Annotated in this window: 21 protein-coding genes; 8 read left to right on the top strand and 13 right to left on the bottom strand. The window is 63.6% G+C overall.

The features are described from left to right. Window positions 1-12: 12 nt before the first annotated feature. Window positions 13-564, bottom strand: a complete 552-nt coding sequence (locus tag U9R80_RS03240; RefSeq protein WP_301842583.1) for a DJ-1 family glyoxalase III — start codon at window positions 562-564, stop codon at window positions 13-15. A gap of 228 nt (window positions 565-792) precedes the next feature. Between U9R80_RS03240 and U9R80_RS03235 the strand changes: the two genes are divergently transcribed. Next, a complete protein-coding gene (locus U9R80_RS03235; protein ID WP_301842587.1) occupies window positions 793-2,088 on the top strand; it encodes an NCS2 family permease in 1,296 nt (431 codons plus the stop codon). Continuing rightward, a complete protein-coding gene (trmA, locus tag U9R80_RS03230; RefSeq protein WP_301842590.1) occupies window positions 2,085-3,170 on the top strand; it encodes a tRNA (uridine(54)-C5)-methyltransferase TrmA in 1,086 nt (361 codons plus the stop codon). The genes U9R80_RS03235 and trmA overlap by 4 nt, the downstream gene beginning before the upstream one ends. Window positions 3,171-3,227: 57 nt before the next feature. On the opposite strand, the gene U9R80_RS03225 is transcribed toward trmA, so the two are convergent. After that, on the bottom strand, window positions 3,228-4,391 hold the full coding sequence (locus U9R80_RS03225) for an alkaline phosphatase family protein (RefSeq protein ID WP_301842592.1): 1,164 nt from the start codon (window positions 4,389-4,391) through the stop codon (window positions 3,228-3,230). A 158-nt stretch (window positions 4,392-4,549) separates the two neighbouring features. Here U9R80_RS03225 and U9R80_RS03220 point away from each other — a divergent pair, with 158 nt between their 5' ends. Next, on the top strand, window positions 4,550-5,410 hold the full coding sequence (locus U9R80_RS03220) for a shikimate dehydrogenase (RefSeq protein WP_301842594.1): 861 nt from the start codon (window positions 4,550-4,552) through the stop codon (window positions 5,408-5,410). A gap of 60 nt (window positions 5,411-5,470) precedes the next feature. On the opposite strand, the gene U9R80_RS03215 is transcribed toward U9R80_RS03220, so the two are convergent. Further along, the gene (locus U9R80_RS03215; RefSeq protein ID WP_301842596.1) at window positions 5,471-6,139 is read right to left on the bottom strand and encodes a TetR family transcriptional regulator; all 669 of its coding nucleotides are present in this window, start codon (window positions 6,137-6,139) and stop codon (window positions 5,471-5,473) included. A 66-nt stretch (window positions 6,140-6,205) separates the two neighbouring features. Beyond that, window positions 6,206-8,113, bottom strand: a complete 1,908-nt coding sequence (gene quiC, locus U9R80_RS03210; RefSeq protein WP_301842597.1) for a 3-dehydroshikimate dehydratase QuiC — start codon at window positions 8,111-8,113, stop codon at window positions 6,206-6,208. Between the two features lie 303 nt (window positions 8,114-8,416). Between quiC and U9R80_RS03205 the strand changes: the two genes are divergently transcribed. Next, window positions 8,417-9,757, top strand: coding sequence for an MFS transporter (locus U9R80_RS03205; RefSeq protein WP_301842599.1), 1,341 nt, complete (start codon window positions 8,417-8,419; stop codon window positions 9,755-9,757). On the opposite strand, the gene U9R80_RS03200 is transcribed toward U9R80_RS03205, so the two are convergent. The 3 genes from U9R80_RS03200 to U9R80_RS03190 form a co-directional block, all read right to left on the bottom strand. Then, window positions 9,754-10,632 (bottom strand): DMT family transporter, encoded by an 879-nt coding sequence (locus tag U9R80_RS03200; protein WP_301842601.1) that lies wholly within the window; start codon window positions 10,630-10,632, stop codon window positions 9,754-9,756. The genes U9R80_RS03205 and U9R80_RS03200 overlap by 4 nt on opposite strands. Before the next feature lie 16 nt (window positions 10,633-10,648). Further along, a complete protein-coding gene (locus tag U9R80_RS03195) occupies window positions 10,649-11,464 on the bottom strand; it encodes a sugar phosphate isomerase/epimerase family protein (protein WP_301842604.1) in 816 nt (271 codons plus the stop codon). Between the two features lie 135 nt (window positions 11,465-11,599). Further along, window positions 11,600-12,379 (bottom strand): IclR family transcriptional regulator, encoded by a 780-nt coding sequence (locus tag U9R80_RS03190; RefSeq protein ID WP_301842605.1) that lies wholly within the window; start codon window positions 12,377-12,379, stop codon window positions 11,600-11,602. A gap of 177 nt (window positions 12,380-12,556) precedes the next feature. Here U9R80_RS03190 and U9R80_RS03185 point away from each other — a divergent pair, with 177 nt between their 5' ends. After that, complete coding sequence (locus U9R80_RS03185) at window positions 12,557-14,275, top strand: FAD-dependent oxidoreductase (protein ID WP_301842607.1); 1,719 nt, start codon at window positions 12,557-12,559, stop codon at window positions 14,273-14,275. Window positions 14,276-14,356: 81 nt separating this feature from the next. Here the strand turns inward: U9R80_RS03185 and pcaG are convergent, their stop codons facing one another. Both pcaG and pcaH read right to left on the bottom strand, forming a co-directional pair. Then, window positions 14,357-14,962: a protocatechuate 3,4-dioxygenase subunit alpha gene (pcaG, locus tag U9R80_RS03180; RefSeq protein WP_301842610.1), complete on the bottom strand. Its 606-nt coding sequence runs from the start codon at window positions 14,960-14,962 to the stop codon at window positions 14,357-14,359. A 10-nt stretch (window positions 14,963-14,972) separates the two neighbouring features. Beyond that, complete coding sequence (gene pcaH / locus U9R80_RS03175; protein WP_301842613.1) at window positions 14,973-15,692, bottom strand: protocatechuate 3,4-dioxygenase subunit beta; 720 nt, start codon at window positions 15,690-15,692, stop codon at window positions 14,973-14,975. Window positions 15,693-15,892: 200 nt separating this feature from the next. On the opposite strand from pcaH, the gene ypfJ reads away from it, so the two are divergent. Together ypfJ and U9R80_RS03165 are read left to right on the top strand one after the other, a co-directional pair. Continuing rightward, a complete protein-coding gene (gene ypfJ, locus U9R80_RS03170) occupies window positions 15,893-16,774 on the top strand; it encodes a KPN_02809 family neutral zinc metallopeptidase (protein ID WP_301842615.1) in 882 nt (293 codons plus the stop codon). 198 nt (window positions 16,775-16,972) lie between these two features. Beyond that, the gene (locus U9R80_RS03165) at window positions 16,973-18,892 is read left to right on the top strand and encodes a methyl-accepting chemotaxis protein (RefSeq protein ID WP_324804800.1); all 1,920 of its coding nucleotides are present in this window, start codon (window positions 16,973-16,975) and stop codon (window positions 18,890-18,892) included. A gap of 89 nt (window positions 18,893-18,981) precedes the next feature. On the opposite strand, the gene ggt is transcribed toward U9R80_RS03165, so the two are convergent. The 3 genes from ggt to U9R80_RS03150 all read right to left on the bottom strand — a co-directional run bounded on the left by ggt (window position 18,982) and on the right by U9R80_RS03150 (window position 22,321). Further along, the gene (gene ggt, locus U9R80_RS03160) at window positions 18,982-20,649 is read right to left on the bottom strand and encodes a gamma-glutamyltransferase (protein ID WP_301842617.1); all 1,668 of its coding nucleotides are present in this window, start codon (window positions 20,647-20,649) and stop codon (window positions 18,982-18,984) included. Between the two features lie 117 nt (window positions 20,650-20,766). Then, window positions 20,767-21,663 carry a LysR family transcriptional regulator gene (locus U9R80_RS03155; RefSeq protein WP_301842618.1) on the bottom strand — a complete coding sequence of 299 codons (897 nt, stop codon included), beginning with the start codon at window positions 21,661-21,663 and terminating at the stop codon, window positions 20,767-20,769. 67 nt (window positions 21,664-21,730) lie between these two features. Then, complete coding sequence (locus U9R80_RS03150) at window positions 21,731-22,321, bottom strand: NAD(P)H-dependent oxidoreductase (RefSeq protein WP_301842619.1); 591 nt, start codon at window positions 22,319-22,321, stop codon at window positions 21,731-21,733. Between the two features lie 196 nt (window positions 22,322-22,517). Between U9R80_RS03150 and U9R80_RS03145 the strand changes: the two genes are divergently transcribed. Further along, window positions 22,518-22,832: a putative quinol monooxygenase gene (locus U9R80_RS03145; protein WP_301842620.1), complete on the top strand. Its 315-nt coding sequence runs from the start codon at window positions 22,518-22,520 to the stop codon at window positions 22,830-22,832. Here the strand turns inward: U9R80_RS03145 and U9R80_RS03140 are convergent. Further along, window positions 22,822-23,586, bottom strand: a complete 765-nt coding sequence (locus U9R80_RS03140; RefSeq protein WP_301842622.1) for a sulfite exporter TauE/SafE family protein — start codon at window positions 23,584-23,586, stop codon at window positions 22,822-22,824. The genes U9R80_RS03145 and U9R80_RS03140 overlap by 11 nt on opposite strands. Window positions 23,587-23,639 lie beyond the last annotated feature (53 nt).

The raw sequence follows: 23,639 nt of genomic DNA, 5'->3' as shown, positions 1-23,639 counted from the left end.
GCCCCGCGATGCTTACACCCCCAACTGCGCCGCCACCTTTTTTCTCAGCGCTTTTCCCGCCAGTTGCTCCACCAGCACCAGGGCAAACTCCAAGGCCGCTCCCGACCCTTGCGCCGTGATGCAGTTGCCATCCACCACCACCGGCTGGTCGACAAAACTGCACCCCGACAATTGCTGACTGACATCGGCATGACAGGTCATGCGCCGCTGGCGCAAGACACCGAACGCCTGCAGCGCCAGCGCGGGGGCCTCGGCGATGGCGGCAAAGAATTTACCGGTCTTGGCCTGGTCCTTCACCTGCTGTTCCAGCGGCTGGTGCGCCGCCATGTGCATCGCGCCCTTCTCGCCCCCGGGCAAGACGATCAGGTCAAAGGGCTGGGCAAGGATGTCCACCAGCATGCCGTCGGCAGTCAGGCGCGTACCCCGGGCGCAGGTCAGCATCCGCCTGCCCTCGATGCTGGCGACCACCACCTCTACCTCGGCCCGGCGCAAGACATCGATCAAGGTCACGCACTGCAGGTCATCGACGCCTTCGGCAACTACGATCAGGGCTCTGTGGCTCATGGGCGTTCTCCTGTGTGTATCTCTCAAGCGTAGTTGATCGGAAAAACGCCCTGAAACTGCGCACATCTGCAGTGTATCCACACATTAATTACCGCTCGGCGAGCATGCTGGTATGATGCGCGGCTTTTTTCCGGCCCATTCAAATTGCACACGCCACCCGGTACGGTCTGTGCTTTGCTGATGGGGTCGATACATTCACGGCGCCGGGGCGCGCCACGGGGAGCAGGCATGCTGGAAAGGCTGTTTCAACTAAAAGCACACAACACCAATGTGCGTACCGAGATTCTCGCGGGCGTCACCACCTTCCTGGCCATGGCCTACATCCTGTTCGTCAACCCGAGCATTCTCGGCGAGACCGGCATGGACAAGGGCGCGCTGTTCGTTGCCACCTGCCTGGCAGCGGCCATCGGTTCGACCACCATGGGCCTGATCGCCAACTACCCGATCGCCCTGGCGCCGGGCATGGGCCTGAACGCCTTCTTCACCTACACCGTGGTCCTGCACATGGGCCATACCTGGCAGGTGGCACTGGGGGCGGTGTTCATCTCGGCGGTGCTGTTCTTCCTGCTGTCGATCTTTCGTATCCGGGAATGGATCGTCAACAGCATCCCCCTGCCGCTTCGTTCGGCCATTGCAGCCGGTATCGGCCTGTTCCTGGCGCTGATCGCCCTGCACAACGCCGGCATCGTGGTCGACAACCCGGCGACCCTGGTGGGCCTGGGCGACCTCAAGCAACCGGCACCGATCCTCGCCACCCTGGGCTTCTTCCTGATCGTCGCCCTGGAGGCCCTGAAGGTCCGTGGTGCGGTTCTGATCGGCATCCTGGCGGTGACCGTGACCTCCATCGCGTTGGGCTTCACCCCGTTCGCCGGTGTGGTTTCGATGCCGCCGTCGCTGGCGCCGACCTTCCTGCAGCTGGACATCAAGGGCGCGCTGGATGTGGGCCTGATCAGCGTGATCTTCGCCTTCCTGTTCGTCGACCTGTTCGACAACTCCGGCACCCTGATCGGTGTTGCCAAGCGTGCCGGCCTGATGCGCAAGGACGGCCACATGCCCAAAATGGGCCGCGCCCTGATCGCCGACAGTACTGCGGCCATGGCCGGTTCCCTGCTGGGTACTTCGACCACCACCAGCTACATCGAATCGGCAGCCGGTGTGAGTGCCGGCGGTCGCACCGGCCTTACCGCCATCGTGGTCGCCATCCTGTTCCTGCTGGCGCTGTTCTTCGCCCCGCTGGCCGGTAGCGTGCCGGCCTTCGCCACCGCCCCGGCGCTGCTGTTCGTCGCCGTGCTGATGGCCTCGGGCCTGGCAGAAATAAACTGGGACGACGTCACCGAAGCCGCACCGGTGGTCATCACTGCCCTGGCCATGCCGCTGACCTACTCGATCGCCAACGGCATCGCCTTCGGTTTCATTTCCTGGACCGCGATCAAGCTGATCTCCGGCCGCCGTGGTGACCTGAACCCGGCGCTGGTGATCCTCTCGATCCTCTTTGTCATCAAGCTGGGCTGGTTCAACGCATGAGTGCTGTCCTCGATCCTTCGTCCTACACCCAGCAACTCGACGCCAAGGCTGCCCGCCTGCGCGAGCTGCTGGCGCCGTTCGATGCCCCGGAACCTGCGGTGTTCGACTCACCGCGCGAGCACTATCGCCTGCGCGCCGAGTTTCGCCTGTGGCGCGAGAACGAGCAGCGCTTCTACGCCATGTTCGCGCCGGGCGAGAAGCACACGCCGATCCTGATCGAAGACTTCCCCATCGCCAGCCTGCGCATCAATGAGCTGATGCCACGCCTCAAGGCCGCCTGGATGGCCAGCTCGGCATTGAGCTTCAAGCTGTTCCAGGTGGAGTTCCTCACCACCCTGGCGGGCGACGCGATGATCACCCTGTGCTACCACCGTCCGCTGGACGAGCACTGGGAAGCAGCGGCGCAGCAACTGGCCAGCGACCTGGGTGTGAGCATCATTGGTCGCTCCAAGGGCAAGCGCGTGGTGATCGGCCGTGACTACGCCGTTGAAGAGCTGCAAGTCGCCGGGCGCAGCTTCCGCTACCGCCAGCCGGAAGGCGCCTTCACCCAGCCCAACGGCACGGTGAACCAGAAGATGCTCAACTGGGCCTACGAGGCCCTGGGCGAACGCCAGGACGACTTGCTGGAGCTGTACTGCGGCAACGGCAACTTCACCCTGCCGCTGGCCACCCGGGTGCGCAAGGTACTGGCCACCGAGATCAGCAAGACCTCGGTGAATGCCGCACTGCACAACCTCGATGACAACGGTGTGGATAACGTGCGCCTGGTGCGCTTGTCTGCCGAAGAGCTGACCGAGGCGCTCAATGAGGTGCGTCCGTTCCGCCGCCTGGAAGGCATTGACCTGAAGAGCTACGCGTTCGGTAGCGTGTTCGTCGACCCGCCGCGTGCCGGCATGGACCCGGACACCTGTGAGCTGACCCGGCGTTTCGACAACATCCTGTACATCTCCTGCAACCCGGAAACCCTGGCGGCCAACATCGCCCAACTGCACGACACCCACCGTATCGAGCGGTGTGCGTTGTTTGACCAGTTTCCGTATACGCACCACATGGAGAGTGGGGTGTTGCTGGTCAGGCGCTGACGACATCGCGGGGCCAGCCCGCTCCTACCGTAGGAGCGGGCTGGCCCCGCGACAGCTTCACGAGTACATCAGCAACGGCACCACCTGGTCCTCATCCGTCAACGCCCCATGGTGCCCACGCCACTGGCTGGCATGCTTCTCCACCTCGCTGCGAATAATCCCCCCTGCCCCGTTCGGCACCACGATCAAGTCGCCGATCCGCGCCTCGGCCTGGCTGAGCATCACATCCCCAAACAATCCCTTGGCAATCGCCTGGGCCTTGCTCAATACCCGGTAGTCGTCGCCAAGACGGTTCTGCCAGCGCTCATGCACGCGATCCTGCTGGTGTTCGTGGGTGTAGAGATAGCGCGCGCGGACATCCCCCGCGATAGCGCGTACGCCTTCCTGCAAGGCGGGCTCAAGGTCGAAGTCCCGCACCTGCTCGCTGTCCAGCGCCAGCATGCCGTGGTCGGCGATGATCATCAGCTGGGCGCGTTCCGGTAACCCGCGGGCGATGGCCTGGGCCAGTTGATCGGCAATCTGCAGTTGATTGATCCAGCCGTCCGAACCGGGGCCGAACAGGTGCCCGGCAAAATCCAGGTCGCCGAAATAGGCAAAGCAGAACGCCGGCCCTGCTACGTCCAGCGCCGCATTGACCAGCGAAGGATAAGCGTCGTACGCGGGTGCGGGCAGTATCTGTCCGGCCTTGTAGATCGCCTGGCTGAACGCCGAGTTGGCAAAGCGCCCCAGCATCACCGTACTGATGGCGATGCCCTGTTCAGCAGCCAGGCTCCACGCATCGGGCGGCACGATGAACGACGCCGGAGCCGGCGCCGCACAAGGCTGCGCTCCGGGTTGCAGCGCAGCGGTGGCCCACTGCAAAGGCGAAAGCTCGGTGTGCTCATCCAGGGCAAAGCTGCAGCCGACAATGCCGTGGGCACCACTGCCCAGCCCTGAAGTGACCGAAGCCAGGCTCGATGCAGTGGTCGCGGGGAAACCAACGCGAAAACTGGAATCCGGCTGCGCCAGTGAAGCCAGAAACGGCGCGTGGCGGGCATGGGCCTTCAACAGGTTCCAGCCCAGGCCGTCGATCAACATCAGGCAGGTAGCCTGCGAGCGGTCGAGGTGAAAGCTGTTGCGAAAGCCCTGCCCGCCAAGACCGGCGAAGATCGACTGGGTGAGGCTGGCCAGCCCCGGCCAGGTTTCACCCATCAACTGTGAATCGTTGAACGGCATTGCCATGTCTCCCTCCGCAGGCAGCTCAAATCATCAGGTGTAGCACAGGCTGTGCGATCAGCGCACAGAAAAGTACGGCCCCCCGGCTCCGCCAATTGACCTTATTAACCAAACGGTACATTTTCACTGAACGCCATTTCCAAGAACAACAATGGAGTTTCCCCATGAACCCGGCCACCTCCGGCGGCATTCTCGCCGGCCTGATCGGCGCAGGCATCCAGGCCTCGCGCACCCCTGCGCTGCATGAGCACGAAGGCCGTGCCCAGGGCTTGAATTACCTGTACCGGCTGATCGACCTGGACCGCCTGCAACTGGACAGCACCGCGCTGGAGCAACTGCTCACCGCTGCCGAGTCGATGGGTTACACCGGCCTGAACATCACCTTCCCGTGCAAGCAGGCGATCCTGCCATTGCTGGACGATCTCTCGGCTGAAGCGCGGGGCATTGGTGCGGTCAACACCGTGGTGCTCAAGGACGGCAAGCGCATCGGCCACAACACCGACTGCCTGGGCTTTGCCGAAGGCTTTCGCCGGGGCCTGGCCGATGCGCCGCGCGCCCGGGTGGTGCAGATGGGTGCCGGCGGTGCAGGGGCTGCGGTGGCACACGCACTGCTGGCCGAAGGCGTCGCGCAACTGACCGTGTTCGATGTCGAAACGGCCCGCGCGCAGGCGCTGGTGGATAACCTCAATCAACACGTCAACGGCAGCCGCGCCCGCGTCGGCCATGACCTGGAAAGTGCCCTGGTCGCCGCCGACGGGCTGGTCAATACCACGCCGATGGGGATGGCCAAGCTGCCGGGCATGCCGGTACCCAAGGCGTTGCTGCGCCCTGCATTGTGGGTGGCGGAGATTGTTTATTTCCCGCTGGAAACCGAGCTGCTGCGTGAGGCGCGGGCGTTGGGATGCCGGACCCTGGATGGCTCGAACATGGCGGTGTTCCAGGCGGTGAAGGCGTTCGAGTTGTTCAGCGGGGTGACTGCGGATGCTTCGCGGATGATCGAGCACTTCAACAGCCTGGGCGGCTGAAAAGCTTCGCGGGGCAAGCCCGCTCCTACACATCCCTGTAGGAGCGGGCTTGCCTCGCGATCACGCCTGCAAATACCGCAGCACCGACTCGCAGATCATCTCGCGATGGCGATCCTTGATCGCCTCATCCTCGAAATCGACCTGGAACAGCTCACCAAAGGTGTGCCGGTTCGATACCCGGTAAAAACAGAACGAGCTGATCAGCAGGTGCACATCCAGCGCTTGCAGCCCCTGGCGGAACAGGCCTTGCTCGGCACCGCGGTGCAGGATCTCGTCCAGCGCGGTAAGCACCGTCTTGTTCATTGAGCGGATGGTCGAGGAGCACTTCACGTACTCGCCGTGGTGCATGTTCTCGTTGCAGACGATGCGCACGAAATCGACATTGCGATCATGGTGATCGAAGGTGAATTCCACCAACCGGCGAATGCCCTGGCGCGGTTCCAGCTCGGCCAGGTTCAGGCTGCTTTCAGTGTTGCGGATATCACCGTAGAGCTTCTCCAGCACCTCGACGTACAACTGCTCCTTGCTGTTGAAGTAGTAGTAGATCATCCGCTTGGAGGTCTGGGTGCGCTCGGCGATCGAATCGACCCGCGCCCCGGCCAGCCCCTGCTGGACGAACTCGCTGATCGCCGCTTGAAGAATGTTCTCGCGGGTTTTTTCCGGGTTGTTCTTGCGGCCTTTGCGCGCCGCCGGTTCCGGGGCTGCGAAAAGTGCTGGGGTAGTCGTCATACGGGACTCGTGGCCAACGGTTAACCCGGTGATTATGAGCCCCGGGGGATAAGGAAGAAAGCCTGCCTACAAACGGGCCTGCGCCGGCGCACCGGCCCGCGCCTTGGCCATGGCGGCCAGACGCACGGCCACGTTGGCCGCGCCATAGCCACTGTAGCCATTGCGACGCTGCAGCACCTCGAAGAAAAAACGCTCCTCGAACGGCTCGGTGTACACATGGAACAGCTCGCCGCCCTGGGCGTCGCGGTCGTAGAGCACGTTGTAGTAGGCCAGTTCGCTGAGGAACTCGTCGTCGAAGTCAAAGCGTGCGGCCAGGTCGTCGTAGTAGTTGAGCGGGATGTCGAGCAACGCCACGCCCGCCTCCTTGGCCTGCTTGACCGCCGCAAAGATATCGTCGCAGTCGAACGCAATGTGGTGCACACCCGAGCCGCGATAGTGCGACAGCGCATGGGCAATGGCGGTATTGCGGTTTTCCGAGATGTTCAGCGGCAGGCGGATCGAGCTGCAGCGACTGCGCAGCGCACGGCTTTTCACCAGGCCGTAAGGGTCGGGCAGTACCACCTCGTCGTCGGCGGTGAAGTCCAGCAGGCTCTTGTAGAACAGCGCCCAGCTGTCCAGGCCATCGGCCGGCAGGGCCAGGGCCATGTGGTCGATGCGTTTGAGCCCCAGGCTGTTGCCCGACGGCTGCAACTGGCTGAAGTCGGTGTCGTAGATGGTGCGGCCTTCGGCGTCCTGATCGACGAGGTAGATCAGGCTGCCATCCGGCGCCCGCACCGCGGCCAGTTCACGTTCGTTGGGCCCGACCAGGCCGCGATACGGCTGGCCGTGATAGGCCACGGCCCGGGCCAGGGCCTGGGCGCTGTCCTTGACCCGGATCGCCGTGGCACACAACGACGGACCATGGCTTTCAAAGAAGTTGTGGGCGAACGAATAGGGTTCGGCGTTGAGGATCAGGTTGATGTCACCCTGGCGCAGCAAGCTGACGTTCTTCGAGCGGTGCGCACCGGCGCGGGTAAAGCCCAGGCGCTCCAGCCAATTGCCCAGCTTGGCGCCCAGTGCGTCGTCCACGGCGAACTCAAGGAACTCGATGCCGTCGTAGGCGCTGGCGGCGGGCGGGGCGAACAGCAAGTCGTCCAGCGGTTGCGGGTTGTCCTGCTCGAGGCGCTGGCGGGTCTTCTCTTCCAGGTACAACAGCGAGCGCAGGCCGTCGGCGGCATTGGCCCGTGGTGGCGCTGCGCGGAAACCGTCGTTGAAGATTTCCAGCGACAACGGCCCGCGATAACCGCTGGCCAGGATCGGCGCCAGGAACCCGGCCAGGTCGAATTCGCCCTGCCCCGGGAAGCAACGGAAATGGCGGCTCCACTCCAGCACATCCATGGCCAGCACGGGTGCATCGGCCATTTGCACGAAAAAGATCTTGTCGCCCGGCACCTGGGCAATGCCGCGCGGATCACCTTTGATCGACAAGGTGTGGAAACTGTCGAGAATCATGCCCAGGCTTGGATGATCGCCCGCCTTGACGATGTCCCAGACCTGCTCCCAGGTGTTCACATGACGACCCCAGGCCAGCGCCTCGTAACCAATGCGCAGATCCCGCGCCCCGGCACGTTCGGCCAGCAGGCGCAGGTCATCGATCAACACCTCGCGTTCGCCCAGGGAATCGGCGGCGACGTTGCTGCACACCAGCACCAGATCGGTGCCCAGCTCCTGCATCAGGTCGAACTTGCGCTCGGCCCGGTCCAGGTTGCGTACCAGGCGGTCGCGGCGGCAGCCCTCGAAGTCGCGGAACGGTTGAAACAGGGTGATTGCCAGGCCCAGATCGGCGCAGCGCTGGCGGATTTCCCGCGGGCTGCCGGCGTAGTACAGCAAGTCATTCTCGAAGATCTCGACCCCGTCGAACCCCGCGGCGGCTATGGCTTCGAGTTTTTCAGGCAAGGTACCGCTCAAGGACACAGTGGCAATCGAACGCTGCATTTTTATTCGCTCCGATGGGTAGGCAAAACCCGGATGCAGCCAGTATTGGCGCTGGGCAAAAATTGCTCAATGCAATATGTACGAACTGGTTAGTTTTGTGTTCGATTATCGCCCATAATAGCGTTCTGCGAATTGACCCTTTTTTGACCACAGGCGCACCATTTCGACACCGGGCAGTGTTGCTCGAGGGGCCAAAAGCCCGTCGACCCCTGCCGCTCAATCGACCGCCGAGCACCCCGGCGACCGTAGTGATGCGTGACCCAAGGCTTGACCCATAAACATAAAAATACGGGTAACCCTCCCATGATCCATTCACAAAGCACCCGCATGGCCCAGCCGCTGGCCAGCACCCCGCACGCCGGCATCGGCGACAAAATCCGTGGCGCCATGGCGGTGGGCAAGACCCGTTGGGTCATGCTGGCCCTGGTGTTCTTCGCCACCACCCTGAACTACATCGACCGCGCCGCCCTGGGCGTCATGCAGCCGATCCTGGCCAAGGAAATGAGCTGGACGGCGATGGATTACGCCAACATCAACTTCTGGTTCCAGGTGGGCTACGCCATCGGCTTCGTCCTCCAGGGCCGGTTGATCGACCGCATCGGCGTCAAGCGCGTGTTCTTCTGCGCCGTACTGCTCTGGAGCCTGGCGACCGGTGCCCATGGCCTGGCGACTTCGGCGGTGGGCTTCATGGTCTGCCGGTTCATCCTCGGCCTCACCGAAGCGGCCAACTACCCCGCCTGCGTCAAGACCACGCGCCTGTGGTTCCCGGCCGGCGAGCGGGCTGTGGCGACCGGCATCTTCAACGCCGGCACCAACGTGGGCGCGATGTTCACCCCGATGCTGCTGCCGCTGATCCTCACCGTGTGGGGCTGGCAGGCTGCGTTCATGGGCATGGCCGCACTGGGCCTGGTGTGGGTGGTGTTCTGGGGCCTGAAGTACTACAACCCCGAGAACCACCCGAGCGTCAGCCAGGAAGAACTTGCCTACGTGCAAAGTGAATTGGAGCCGGAACAAACCCGCGTGCCGTTCTCGCGGATCCTGCGCATGCGGGGCACCTGGGCCTTCGCCCTGGCCTACTCGATCACCGCGCCAGTGTTCTGGTTCTACCTGTACTGGCTGCCGCCGTTTCTCAATCAGCAGTACAACCTGGGTATCAGCGTGACCCAGATGGGCATCCCGCTGATCGTCATCTACCTGAGCGCTGACTTCGGCAGCGTCGGCGGCGGCATTCTCTCGTCGTTCCTGATCGGTCGCGGCATGGCCCCGGTCAAGGCGCGCCTGCTGTCGATGCTGCTGTTCGCCGCCACCATCGTCAGCGTGATCTTCGCCGCCGGCGCCAGCAGCCTGTGGGTCGCGGTACTGGCCATCTCCCTGGCCATTGCCGCCCACCAGGCCTGGACAGCCAACATCTGGAGCCTGGTGATGGACTACACCCCCAAGCACATGATGAGCACGGTGTTCGGTTTCGGCGGCATGTGCGCGGCCATCGGCGGAATGTTCATGACCCAGTTGGTGGGCTACATCCTGACCACCACCAACAACAATTACACCCTGCTGTTCACCATGATCCCGGCCATGTACTTCATCGCCCTGGTCTGGATGTACCTGACGGCCCCCCGCAAGGTGCCCAAGGTCGAAGCCTAAGGCTTGCGCTGCAACCAGGCAGCGCCCAGCCCGCTCAGGCAGATCAAGGCAATCCCCACCAGCCCGGCCATGTCCGGGCTGTGTCCGAACAGCACCAGGCCAAGCACCCCGGCAAACACGATCTGGCAGTAGCTGAACGGCGCCAGCATCGCCGGGGGCGCATGGCGGAAGGCCTGGGTCAGGAACAGGTGCGCCGTCATCCCGCAGGTACCCAGCGCCACCGCCATCAGACCGTGTACCAGGGTCGGGGTCTGCCAGAACATCGGCACGATGGCACTCATGATCAGTGTGTTGAGCACGCCGGTGAAGAAGTTGCTGGTGGTCGGGCTGTCGATGCCGCTGAGCTTGCGGGTCAAGAGCTGGTAGAAGCAAAAGCACAACGCCGAGCCAAACGGCAGCAGCACCGCCGGGGTGAACAACTCACCGCCCGGGTGGATGATCACCGTGACGCCGACAAAACTCACCAGCACCGCGACCCACTGCCCCCGGGTCACCTTCTCGCCCAGCAGCGGCAGCGACAGCGCCGTCACCAGCAAGGGCGCAAGAAAGTTCACCGCCGTGGCTTCCGCCAGCGGGATGAACTGCAACGCCGTGGTGAACAACAGACTGGTACCCAGCAGGCACAACGCCCGCAACGCCTGCAGCCCCGGCCGACGGGTGCGCAACACCCGCAACCCGGACTGCGGCAGGAAGATCGCCATCATCAGCAAGGTGTGCACCAGGTAGCGCGCCCACACGACCCAGAGGATCGGATAGAACCCGGCCAGGTACTTGGACAATGCGTCGTGGCTGGCAAACAGGAAGGTCGCCAGCACCACCAGCAAAATGCCCCGCAGTGGCTGGGTGGCGTCGGTAAGCGCGGTGGGACGGGGCATGTAATCGGCTCGCAGGTTAGTGCTGCTCAAGCAGCTGACGGGTCTTGTCCAGGGCCATCTGTGCCCGTTGCAGGGCGCTCACGCCCTGTTCATACAACTCCCGGGTGGGAATTTCCAGACTCAGGGGGATCGACGACGGCAGGCACTGCAGCAGCCCCGCCAGGTCGCAATCACCGTCGCCCGGAAAGCGCCGCTCGTTGCGGGCCTGACGCAAGATCTCGGCCATGTCGTCAGGACGCGGACCGGCCACATCGCACAGCTGAGCATATCGCAGACGCGCCGGCGCGACCTGGCGCAACGCATCCAGCGACGACGCCGAGCGGTCGAAGTGAAAGGCATCGACCAGCACACAGCCATTGTCGCGCCCGGCCTGCTCGACGATACGCAGGGCCTGGGTGAGGTTCTTCGCGTCGGTCCAGGGCATGAACTCCAGGTGCGGGTGCAGGCCGTACTCCCCGGCCAGGTCGCACAGGGCGGCGAAGTTATCCGTCAGGCGACGCTCGTCCGGGTCGTTGCCGGCCACCAGCAATTCGCTGGCACCGAACTCGGCGCCCACGGCCAGCAAGGCTTCAAAATCGGATACACAGGTTTCTGGCTTGAGCCGCAGGATTTCCAAGTCCAGCACCTGGATGCCGGTGTCGCGCAAACGGGCCGCCGTGCGGCGGCGCAGGTCGGCATCGGTCACCAGCGCGAAGTGATGTTCCTCCGGCGTCGCCGGCTCAAGACGCAGGCCGACATGGCTGTAGCCCGCACGGGCGGCGACCTCGACCATTGCTTCGGGTGACAGCTCCAGCACTGTCAGGGCAGCCAGGGACATCACGCGTTGACTCATTGTTGTTATCTCGCAGAATGAATTTTGATTATTTAGAACCAAGTTCCATTTTCAATGCAAGAAAAACCTGTAGGAGCGGGCTTGCCCCGCGACGGCGTCGTGTCAGTTACATCGCATCGCGGGGCAAGCCCGCTCCTACGAGACGAACAACTCGGAAGCGGGGCTGGCCGCCGACAGCTCTGCTGCCGCCGCCAGCAGCACCGGCGCCAGCTCATGCATACGCGCCTCGCTCATCCGCGCGCTGGGCCCGGCCACGCTGAGCACGCCCACCGCATGGCCATCGACCGGGTGGCGCACCACCGCCGCCAATGCCGACGTCCCCACCGCCGAGCTTTCCACCACCCAGGCATAGCCGTGCTCGCGCGCCAAGCGCAGGCGTTCGAGCAATTGGGCATTGGAGGCCGGGGCATTGGGGCCGAAGTCTTCACGCCGGGCAATGCCCTGGCGCTCCACCAGCACCAGGGCCTGGGCATCGCTCAGGCTCGACAGCCAGGCATGTCCGGAGGCGGTATAGAACAGCGGCGCATCGCGGCCCATGTCCGGGTCGTAACGCAAGCCCGAGCGGGCGCCCTGGGCCTTGGCGATCCAGGTCTGGCGGTCGCCGTCGATCACCCCCAGGCGCACCAGCTCACCGGTCTGTTGCGCCAGCTGATCAAGAATCGGCTGAACGATATCGGCACCGCTGCTGGCCAGGTAGCGAAAGCCCATGGCCACCAGCCGCGTGCTCAGGTGATAGCGGCTGCTCTCCGGGTTCTGGCGCACATAACCCAGGCGCATCAACTCGGTGAGCATGCGGTGGGTGGCGCTCTTGGGGATATCCAGCTCGTCGGCCAGGGTCTGCAATGGCAGGCCGCGGGGCTCGCTGGTAAGGCGTTCAACAAGGCTGAACGCGCGTTCGATCTGACTGCCGGCCATGGTCACGGTCCCTGAAAATTGTGCCGATTCTAAAGAGCCGCGGGCAAAGCGCAAATCACTGTCCGATCTTCGCCCACTTTGTCGCTCCGGCCACTTGGCCGCGAGACGCCCCGAATCATAGAATATGGAATCTTGTTCCAGAATATAACAAAACCCAACATTCAGGAGACACTGCCCATGGCTGTCGATACCCCCACGTCCTCCCGCGTGGATTGCGATGTACTGGTCATCGGTTCCGGCGCTGCCGGTTTGTCGGCGGCAGTGACCGCCGCCTGGCACGGGCAGAAGGTCATCGTGGTGGAAAAGGACGCCGTGTTCGGCGGCGCCACCGCCTGGTCCGGCGGCTGGATGTGGGTACCGTGCAACCCCTTGGCGCAGCGCGCCGGCATCATCGAAGACCGCTCACAACCGCGCACCTATCTTGAACACGAACTGGGCGAGCGCTTCGACGCCGCGATGATCGATGCCTTTCTCGACGCCGCGCCGCGCATGGTGTCGTTCTTCGAGCGCCACACAGCCTTGCAGTTTGCCGACGGCAACGGTATCGCCGACATCCATGGGCAAACACCGGGTGCCGGCACCGGCGGACGCTCAGTGATCGCCGCGCCCTATGACGCCCGCCAGCTGGGCAAACTGCTCAAGCGCCTGCGCAAGACCATGCGCGAAACGTCGTTCATCGGCATGCCGATCATGGCCGGCAAAGACCTCGGCGCCTTTCTCACCCTCACCCGCTCGTGGCGCTCGCTGCTGCATGTGGGTAAACGCGTCAGCCGGCACCTGCTCGATCTGGCCCTGCACGGCCGCGCCTTGCAACTGGTCAATGGCGTAGCGCTGGTGGCACGCCTGGCCAAGTCGGCAGAAGACCTGGGGGTGCTCCTGTGGGCGTCGGCCCCGGCTACGGCATTGATCCATGAGCAGGGCCGGGTGAGTGGCGCCGTGGTCGACACGGCTCACGGCCCGGTGACCCTCCATGCCCGCAAGGCGGTGGTGCTGGCGGCCGGTGGCTTTGCCAACGACATCGAGCGACGCAAGGCGCTGTTTCCGCGCACGCCCACCGGGCATGAACACCTGGCCTTGCCGCCACTGGGCGTCAACGGTGATGGCCTGCGCCTGGGCGAAAGCGTCGGCGGCCAGGTGGCGGACGACCTGCACAGCCCGGTGGCCTGGGCGCCGGTGTCGCGTGTGGCGCACAAGGACGGCACGGTCGGACACTTCCCGCACATCATCGAACGCGGCAAGCCCGGCATCATCGGCGTGCTGGCCAACGGCAAGCGCTTCGTCAACGAAGCCGACGGCTATTACGACTATGTCAGTGCCATGGTCGCCCAGGCGCCGGGGGAGCAGGTGGCGTCGTGGCTGATCTGCAGCCATGCCTTCCAGCGCCGCTATGGGCTGGGCATTTCTCGCCCCTTCCCGCTGCCGCTGCAGCCCTGTATCGACTCGGGCTACCTCAAGGTCGGCAACACCCTCGAAGCCCTGGCCAAAGCCTGCGGCATCGACCCGCAAGGCTTGCAAGACACCGTGACCGAGTACAACCGCCACGCCCGCCTGGGCGAAGACCCGGCGTTCGGCCGCGGCTCGACGCCTTACAACCGCAAACAGGGTGATGCCCTGCACGGCCCGAACCCTTGCGTTGCGCCCATCGAACAAGGGCCGTTCTATGCCGTGAAAGTGGAACCGGGCTGCTTTGGCACCTTTGCCGGGCTCAAGACCAACGAACATGCCCAGGTGCTCGACAGCCAGCGCCAGCCCATTGCCGGGCTATACGCGGCGGGTACCGACATGGCCAGCATCATGGGTGGGCATTACCCGGCGGGAGGGATCAACCTGGGACCGGCGGCGACCTTCGGCTACATCGCCGGGCGGCACATCGCCGGGGTCACCGAATACGAATGATGGCTGTAGGAGCGGGCTTGCTCCGCGATAGCGATCCGTCCGTCACATCGCATCGCGGGGCAAGCCCGCTCCTACCGGTTCTCAGAAGTCGAAAAACACTGTCTCGCCTTCGCCCTGAATGCGGATGTCAAAGCGGTACGCCAGCTTCCCATCCACCTCACAGCGCGTCGCCACCAGCGTCTCGCGACGCTGCGGCTGCTCGATCAGGTTCAGCACCGGACACCGGGCATTGGCCTGAGCCTCATCATCGAAATACAGCCGCGTTTGCAGGTGAATGTTAATCCCTCGCGCAAACAGACTGACGTTGATGTGCGGCGCCATCGGCACGCCCGCGGCGTTGCGCACCACACCCGGCTTGATGGTGTTCAGTGTCCACTCACCGGCATCGAAGGTGGTGGCGGTACGGCCAAAGCTGTTGAACGGCTGCTCCAGGTCGAAATCACCCTGGTACTGGCCATTGTGGTCGGCCTGCCAGAACTCCAGGAACGAGTCGCGCACCAGGTGGCCGTTGCCGTCGTAGACGTTGCCAAACACCAGGATATGCTCGCCCGGCGCATCGGGGCGGGCCATGCGGTTCCAGATTTCCTGGTCACGGGTCGGGTTGCCGGCCGCTTCCAGGGCCAGGCCGATGTGCACATACGGGCCGGCCGTCTGCGAAGGGGTTTCCGGCAGCAATTGAATGGGCATGGTCACCTCCTCAGCGGTTTTCGAAGTGGGTCTTGCGCTGACCGCGCAACACGATGTCGAAGCGATAGGCCAGGCTGTCCATCGGGTTGGCGTTGCTCATGTCCAACCGGGCAATCAGGCTCTGTACCGCCTCGGGGTTGGCGATCGACTTGACGATCGGGCACATCGGGATCAACGGATCGCCCTCGAAATACAGCTGGGTAATCAACCGGGTGGCAATCGACGGGCCGCTGATCGACACATGGATGTGCGCCGGACGCCAGTCGTTGGGGCCGTTGCGCCATGGGTACGGGCCCGGCTTGATGGTGCGGAAGCTGTAATAGCCTTCGCTGTCGGTCAAGGCACGGCCGACACCGCCGAAGTTCGGGTCCAGCGGCGCAAGGTAGCGGTCGTTCTTGTGGCGGTAGCGGCCACCGGCGTTGGCCTGCCAGATCTCCACCAGGGTGTGCGGGATCGGCTTGCCGTACTGGTCGCACACGCGGCCGGCAAGGATGATCCGCTCGCCGATCGGCAAGCCGCCATTGTTGAAGTTGAGCAGCAGGTCGTGGTCATGCTCGCCGAACTTCAGGTGGGAGAAATCCGGGCCGGTGCTTTCGCTGATCGACTGGGGAATGCTCACCAATGCCTGGCGCGGCGACCGGGCAATGGAGGTTTTGTAATCGGGGGTCAAGGCCTTGGGGTGCCAGTTGCGATCACGGATAGCGAAGCGACTGTTGTCTTGTGCAGACATGCCGTTCTCCTGTCTTGGAATTATTGGAACACCTGGGCGTGGCAGGCGAGCTTGCAGTTTCCGGCATGTTCAGCCGCGGCGATATTGAAAAGAGCCCGCTCACTCATAACCATATGGTTATGTAACCTTCAGGAATCTGACAGAGCGACCCCCGGTGAACTAATCTTTTAGCTCATGTTTCCAAGGTCGGGAGAGCACTTATGCAATGGCGAAAAGGCAGGCGTAGCGACAATGTGGTCGATGCCCGTGGCGAGGGTGGCGGCGGCATGCGCTTCGGCGGTGGCAAGGGCCTAAGCATCGGTGCGATCCTGCTGATCGTCGGCATCGGCTGGATTACCGGGCAGGACCCCCTGCAGATTCTCGGCCAGCTGGCCGGGCAGATGGATCAGCAAAGCGCACCGGTCAGCACGGGCCCGGCCAAGGCGCCACCGGCCAACGATGAGCAGGCCGAATTCGTCGCCTCGATCCTCGGCGACACCGAAGACACCTGGCGGGCGATCTTTGCCCAGGCCGGCCGCCAGTACAAAGACCCGACCCTGACCCTGTTCAGCGGCCAGATCAATTCGGCCTGCGGCTTCGCCTCCTCGGCGGTCGGCCCCTTCTACTGCCCGGCCGACCAGAAGGTCTACCTGGACATGAGCTTCTTCCGCGAAATGGAGCAGCGCTTCGCCGCCGCCGGCGACTTCGCCCAGGCCTACGTGATTGCCCACGAAGTCGGTCACCATGTGCAGACCCTGCTGGGCGTGTCGGCCAAGGTCCAGGCGGCACGCCAGCGCGGCGAGCGCATGGAAGGCGACAATGGCCTGCTGGTGCGCCAGGAACTGCAGGCCGACTGCCTGGCCGGCGTCTGGGCCTATCAGGCGCAACAACGCCTGAACTGGCTGGAACCGGGTGACATCGAAGAGGCCCTGAACGCCGCCAACGCCATCGGCGACGACCGCCTGCAGCAGAAAGGCCAGGGCCGCGTGGTCCCGGACTCCTTCACCCACGGCACCTCGCAACAGCGCGTGCGCTGGTTCAAGACCGGCTTCGCCAAGGGCGACATCAACCAGTGCGATACTTTTACCAGCCGCCCCCTCTAAACTCCCGCCCCTGATGCACGGCAGCCCCTTCGGGCTGCCGTTTTCATACCCGGTTACGACCATCGGTCATTTTTGCTGAAAAAGCGTTTCAGCTCCGCACCGAGCCGCCGATAACCCATGCTCAAGTACATCGACTGGCTACAACAACAACCTTCCAGCGATACGGATCAAGACGCACAACGTTCCTGGAGGGATTGCATGAATAGCTGGTTTGCCAACATCAGCGTCAACCTGAAACTCGGCCTGGGCTTCGGCCTGGTGCTGCTGCTCACCAGCCTGCTGGCCCTGACCGGCTGGAACAGCATGGGCGGGCTGATCGACCGCAGTAACTGGATGAGCGATATCACCCAGCTCAACAGCGACCTGACCAACCTGCGTATCACTCGCCTGCAATACATGCTGACCAACGGTGACGATGCCTCCGCCGGTACCGTGCAGGTCAAGCTCAATGCCTTCAGCGAACAACAGCAAAAGCTGCTCAAGAGCTTCAAGAGCCCTGAGAACGTCAAGCTGCTCCAGGAGCTGGGCCAGACCATCGACGAATACCAGGTCTCGATCAACAAGATGCGCGCCGGCTATCGGGCCAGCCTTGCGGCGCGTGACGCCATGAACCTGGCCGCTTCGCGCGCCATCGACCTGGTCGAGGCGATCAACCGCGATATCCTCGCCCTGCCCGAAGGCGACGCCAGCCGTCTGGAGCAGTTTCGCACCATCACCCAGGCCAAGGAGCAGCTGTTCCAGGTGCGCCTGGCCGTGCGCAGCTACATAGCCGACATCAGCAGCGAAGCCGAACAACTGGCCCTGCGTCAGCTCGATGGCGCCCTGGCCGAGATTGCCAGCCTGAACCGCCAGATGCCGCACGAAGGCGCACGCATCCAGCAGTTTGAAAACGCCGTGCTGGCCTACCGCGAAGCGGTGCGTCAGTTCCGCGATGCCACTGCCGACGTCGCCGTGGCCCGCCAGGAAATGACCGTACAAGGCGCCACCATCGTCAAGATCAGCGACGCGCTGTACACGATCCAGCTCGAACGCCGTGACAGCGAAAGCGCCCAGGCCCGTACCCTGCAATTGACCGCCACCCTGCTGGCGCTGTTGGTGGGCGTGTTGGCGGCGGTAGTCATCACCCGCCAGATCACCCGTCCGCTGCGCGAGACCCTGGCCGTGGTGGAAAAAATCGCCGCCGGCGACCTCACCCATGACCTGCGCGTTACCCGCCGCGACGAACTGGGCGTGCTGCAACAAGGCATCCAGCGCATGGGCGCGACCCTGCGCGACCTGATCAGCGGCATCCGTGACGGCGTCACCCAGATCGCCAGCGCCGCCGAAGAGCTGTCGGCCGTGACCGAAGAAACCAGCGCCGGGGTCAACAGCCAGAAAGTCGAGACCGACCAGGTCGCCACGGCCATGCACGAGATGGCCGCCACCGTGCAGGAGGTGGCGCGCAACGCCGAGCACGCCTCTGCCGCCGCCACCGATGCCGACGCGCAGGCCCGGGACGGTGATCGAGTGGTCGCCGAAGCCATCAACCAGATCGAACGCCTGGCCGAAGAAGTACACCGCTCCACCGAGGCCATGGGCCTGCTGCAGCAGGAGAGCCAGAAGATCGGCAGCGTCATGGATGTGATCAAGTCAGTGGCCGAGCAAACCAATCTGCTGGCCCTGAACGCCGCCATCGAAGCCGCCCGTGCCGGTGAAGCCGGACGTGGCTTTGCCGTGGTGGCCGATGAGGTTCGTGGGCTGGCCCAGCGTACGCAGAAGTCCACCGAAGAGATCGAAGAGTTGGTGGCCGGTTTGCAGAGCGGTACCCAGCAAGTGGCCAATGTGATGCTTGGTAGCCGCAACCTGACCGACAGCAGCGTCGAGCTGACCCGCAAGGCTGGCGCCTCGCTGGAAAGCATCACCCGCACCGTGTCGAACATTCAGTCGATGAACCAGCAGATTGCAGCGGCGGCCGAACAGCAGAGCGCGGTGGCCGAACAGATCAGCCGCAGCATCATCAACGTGCGCGATGTGTCGGAGCAGACCGCGGCGGCCAGTGACGAAACCGCAGCCTCCAGTGTCGAGCTGGCCCGCCTGGGTAACCAGCTGCAGACCATGGTCAGCCACTTCCGCGTCTAACACCTGCGTAGGCGCGGGCTTGCCCCGCGATGGCGATGTGACTGACACGACGCCATCGCGGGGCAAGCCCGCGCCTACATCAGGGGGCTTTATTTGACGACGTGTCCCACGCCCCGCCCACGCGGATCGGAGGCAGTTTCCAGCGCCGTGCCATTGACCCGGATCGCCTGGATATCGCCCATCTCCCAGCCCTGGTCTTCCAGGGTGTAGCCCATCTTCTTCAGCTCATCCGCCACCTTGCCGGTCAGCGGTGCATAGGCATCGAAGTAGATGGTGTCCTTAGGCAGCAACTGGTGATGAACCCGCTGCGCCGCCACGGCTTTTTCCAGTGGCAGGTTGTAGTCGTACAGGTTGTTCAGCACCTGGAAGATCGAGGTGAAGATCCGTGAGCCACCGGGCGTACCCAGCACCAGGGTGACCTTGCCGTCACGGGTGACCAGGGTCGGAGCCATGGACGAGAGCATGCGCTTGCCCGGCTCGATGGCATTGGCATCACCGCCCACCACACCAAAGGCGTTGGCGACCCCGGGCTTGGAGCTGAAGTCGTCCATCTCGTCGTTGAGCAGGAAGCCTGCGCCCTTGACCACTACACCACTGCCGTAGTCCCAGTTCAGGGTGTAGGTGTTGCTGACCGCGTTGCCCTGCTTGTCGACGATGGAGAAGTGGGTGGTCTGGTGCGGTTCAAGGCCCGGGCGGACTTTCTCGGTTTCGGAAATGGCCGTCGGGTTGACCTCCTGGGCACGCTTGGCCAGGTAGTCCTTGGCGATCAGCTTATCCACAGGCACCTTTGAAAACGCAGGGTCGCCCAGGTAGTCGGCGCGGTCAGCGAACACACGCTTCTCGATTTCGGCCAGCAAGTGGATGTAGCGTGCCGAGTTCAGGTCAACGCCCTTGAAGTCCGCCGCGCGGTTTTCCTTGATGCCCAGCAGTTGCGCCAGGGCCACGCCGCCAGAGCTTGGCAGCGGTGCGGTGTAGACCATGTTGCCGCGCCATTCGATGCCCATCGGGTCACGCCATACGGCTTTGTAGTCCTTGAGGTCGTCCTTGCTGATCAGGCCTTTGTCGGCCTGCATCTGCGCCACCAGCAAGTCAGCGGTCTTGCCCTGGTAGAACTCGCTCACGCCCTTGTCGGCAATGCGCTCCAGGGTTTGCGCCAGCTCTGGCTGCTTGAAGGTCTCGCCGACTTTCATGTTGCCGAAGTAGTCGTTGAAGTTGGTGCTGTCCTTGAACAGGCCCAGGGCGTCTTCGCGGTACTGGTACTGTTTTTCAGCAATCTTGAAGCCGTTCTTCGCGTAGCCCACGGCTGGGGTGATCAGCTCGGCCCAGGGCAATTTGCCGAACTTCTGATGCGCTTCCCACAAGCCCATCACCGTACCCGGCACACCGGCGGCACGGGCGCCGACCAGGCTCAGGTTCTCGATGATTTCGCCCTTTTCGTCCAGGTACATGTTGCGACTGGCTGCCTTGGGCGCCACTTCGCGGTAGTCGAGGAAGTAAGGTTTGCCATCCATGTACAGGGTCATGAAACCGCCGCCGCCGATGTTGCCGGCTTCGGGGTAGGTCACGGCCAGGGTGAACGCGGTGGCGACGGCGGCATCGACCGCGTTACCGCCTTTTTTCAGGACGTCGGCGGCCACCTGTGCACCATATTGATCAGGTGCAGCTACCGCGCCACCTTCCAGGGTCACCGCGTAAGCCGATGAGCTGGCGATTATTGCGGCACTCAGGCCCAGGGTTCGGAACATCACAACGCGCATGAGAGCTTCCTTGGTGTTGTTTTCGTTGAACAGCCATTAAGGCTTATGTCCGAAAACTAATCAAACACCGCAAGAAAATGCGCCGCAGGCAGGCAGGTTTTGTCGTGGCCGGAGTGCTCAGCAGGCGTAGGCCGCCAGCTTGTGCTGGATAAAATCGAGAAAGCACTGGATGCGCAGCGCCAACTGCGAGTTACGGTAGTACACCGCATTGATGGGCTGGCGATAACCACTGTTGTGCTCGCCGAGCACCACATGCAAGCGGCCGGTGCGGATGTCTTCATGGGTCATGAAGTGCGACAGACACGCGATGCCTTCACCGGCCAGGGCAAGCTCGCGCAGGGTTTCCCCGCTGGACGCCGACAGGCTCGGACGGATCAGCAGGCGGTCACCTTCCACATGGCGCAGCGGCCAGTGGTTGAGGGTTTCGGTCTGGGTGAAGCCGAGCAGCGAATGCGCCTGCAAGTCTTCAACCCGCTCGGGCATGCCATGACGCGCCAGGTATGCGGGGCTGGCCAGCACATTCAACGGGCTGCAACCCAGCGAGCGGGCATGCAGACTGGAATCGGCCAGCTCGCCGATGCGGATGGCGACGTCGGTGCTCTGCTCGATCAGGTCGATGATCAAGTCGCTGGTGTTGAGCTCCAGCTGGATCTGCGGGTACAGCTCACGAAACTCGCCAACCCAGGGCACGATGGCGTGCAGCATGAAAGGCAAGGCAGCATTGATGCGCAGGCGACCGGAAGGGGTCTGGTGGTGCACCGACAGGTGCTCTTCAAGCTCGTCCATCTGCTGCAGGATCGACTTGGCCCGCTCGAAGAAAAACCGCCCCTCTTCGGTCAGGTCCATGCGCCGGGTGGTGCGGTTGATCAGCGTGGTGCCAAGCTTTGCCTCCAGGCGCGACAGGGTCCGGCTGATTGCCGAAGGCGTCTGCCCGCCCTGCTCGGCGGCAGCGGAAATCGAGCCGCACTCGATCACCGAGACAAACACCTGCAATTCATCGGACCTGGCTTTCACGGCTGTACCTTGGGGTGAGCAACAGCCGTGATAGATAGCCGCTTGGCGCGGCCAACGCAAGGACTCATCAGGCCGGTGTCTGGAAAACCCGGGCCAGGTGCTGCTCGTAGGCGGCCACGGCGGCCTCGACGTTGGGGCGCTTCATCACATCCACTGCCAGGTAGGTCGGCAGGCCGGTCATGCCGAGGAACTGGTTGGCCTTGTGGAACGGGAAGTACACCGCATCCACGCCCTTGCCCTCGAAGAAGTCGCTGGGGTCGTCAAAGGCTTGCTGCGGTGCGTTCCAGGTCAGCGACAGCATGTACTGCTTGCCGTGGATCAGGCCGCCGCTGCCGTACTTCTGCGAGGCATCGGAGCGGGTACGGCCATCGTTGGCGTACAGGCTGCCGTGGCCGGCGGTGAAGACTTCGTCCAGGTACTGCTTGACGGTCCAGGGCGCCCCCATCCACCAGCCGGGCATCTGGTAGATGATCACATCGGCCCAGAGGAATTTTTGCACTTCTTCGGCGTTGTCGTAGCCACCGTCGATATAGGTGGTCTTGACGTCGAAGCCCGCGCGGTCGAGGAATGCCAGGGCGGCCTCGTGCAGGGTCTCGTTCAGGCGACCATCGGAGTGGGCGAATTTTTTACCGCCGTTGAGCAACAGGACCTTTTTCATCACTTGCCTCATCTGTCGTTCGATCCGCTGCTGCGTCTTGGAAGCCTGGGATCGGGTGAATTTGAATGGCGGCAGATTAGGGCTTCGCGAGCGATGGAAAAACCACCTCGCAGGCAAAAGGCTTTTGACCAAAAGGCACGAATAGACCACTTATTATTGAAATAAAATCAGGCCTCCCCCACCAGAGGTCCACCTCATGAGCGAACCCTACGGCTTCATCCTCAAAGCCAAGACCCGTCCGGAAAAAGCCGAAGCGTTCGAGGCGCTGTTTCGCGCCTATGTCGAGCCGAGCCGTGCCGAGCCCGGCTGCATCGAGTACCACATGCTGCGCGACAAGGAAGACCCGAGCCTGTTCGTGTTCTACGAGATCTGGGCCAGCAAGGCTGCGCTGGACGTGCACTCGGCACTGCCACACATGCAGCAGTTCTTTGAAACGCGCATGGACTATCTCGAGCGCGACTTCGATATTCAGTTGGTCGAGATGCTCAGCCCGTCCTCGGCTAGCCGTTGAGCAACAGGTGCGCGCCGAGCACCGCCAGGCCGATAAAGAAGCAGCGCTTGAACAGCACGGCGCTGATGCGCTGACGCAGCCACTGGCCGCACAGCATGCCCAACAGCGCTGGCGCCAGCACCAGCAGTGACGCCCCCAGCGCCTGGGCGCCGAGCGCGTCCTGGCCGGCCAGGCCGATAGCCAGGGCCAGGGTCGAGACCGTGAACGACAGGCCCAGGGCCTGGACCATCTCGTCACGACTCAGGCCCAGGCTCTGCAAATAGGGCACCGCCGGGATCACGAACACCCCGGTGGCCGCCGTCACCACCCCGGTTACCAGCCCACACAGCGGCCCCAGCCAGAGCGCCGGGCCAGGCGCCAGGCGCAGGCCAGGCCCACACAGCCCATAGAGGGCATACACCAGCAGCGCCCCACCCAAGGCATGCACGGCCCACTGACCGCTGTCGATCCCAAGCCACACGCTGCCCAGCAAGGTGCCGGCGAAGATCATCACCAGCATCGGCCACAAGCGTCGCAGCAAGGCCAGCAAGTGCCCGCCGGCCGCCAGTTGCCAGAGGTTGGTCAGGGTGGACGGCACGATCAGTAGCGCTGCAGCCTGCGCCGGGGGCATAGCCAGCCCGAGCAGGCCCATGGCAATGGTCGGCAGGCCCAGGCCGATCACGCCCTTCACCGCCCCCGCCAGCAAGAACGTCAGCATCACCAGCAGCGTCAGCGCCGGCCCGATGTCCTGATAAAAGCCAAGTAAGGTCGTCATGGGCCCATGCTGCCTGCACTGCGGCTGCCTGAAAATCTGCCATATACTGAGCC

It is taken from the genome of Pseudomonas sp. JQ170C (assembly GCF_035581345.1).
Lineage (GTDB): Bacteria > Pseudomonadota > Gammaproteobacteria > Pseudomonadales > Pseudomonadaceae > Aquipseudomonas.
The sequence above is the reverse complement of the archived record's forward strand: the minus strand, read 5'-3'. Positions and strand labels throughout refer to the sequence as shown.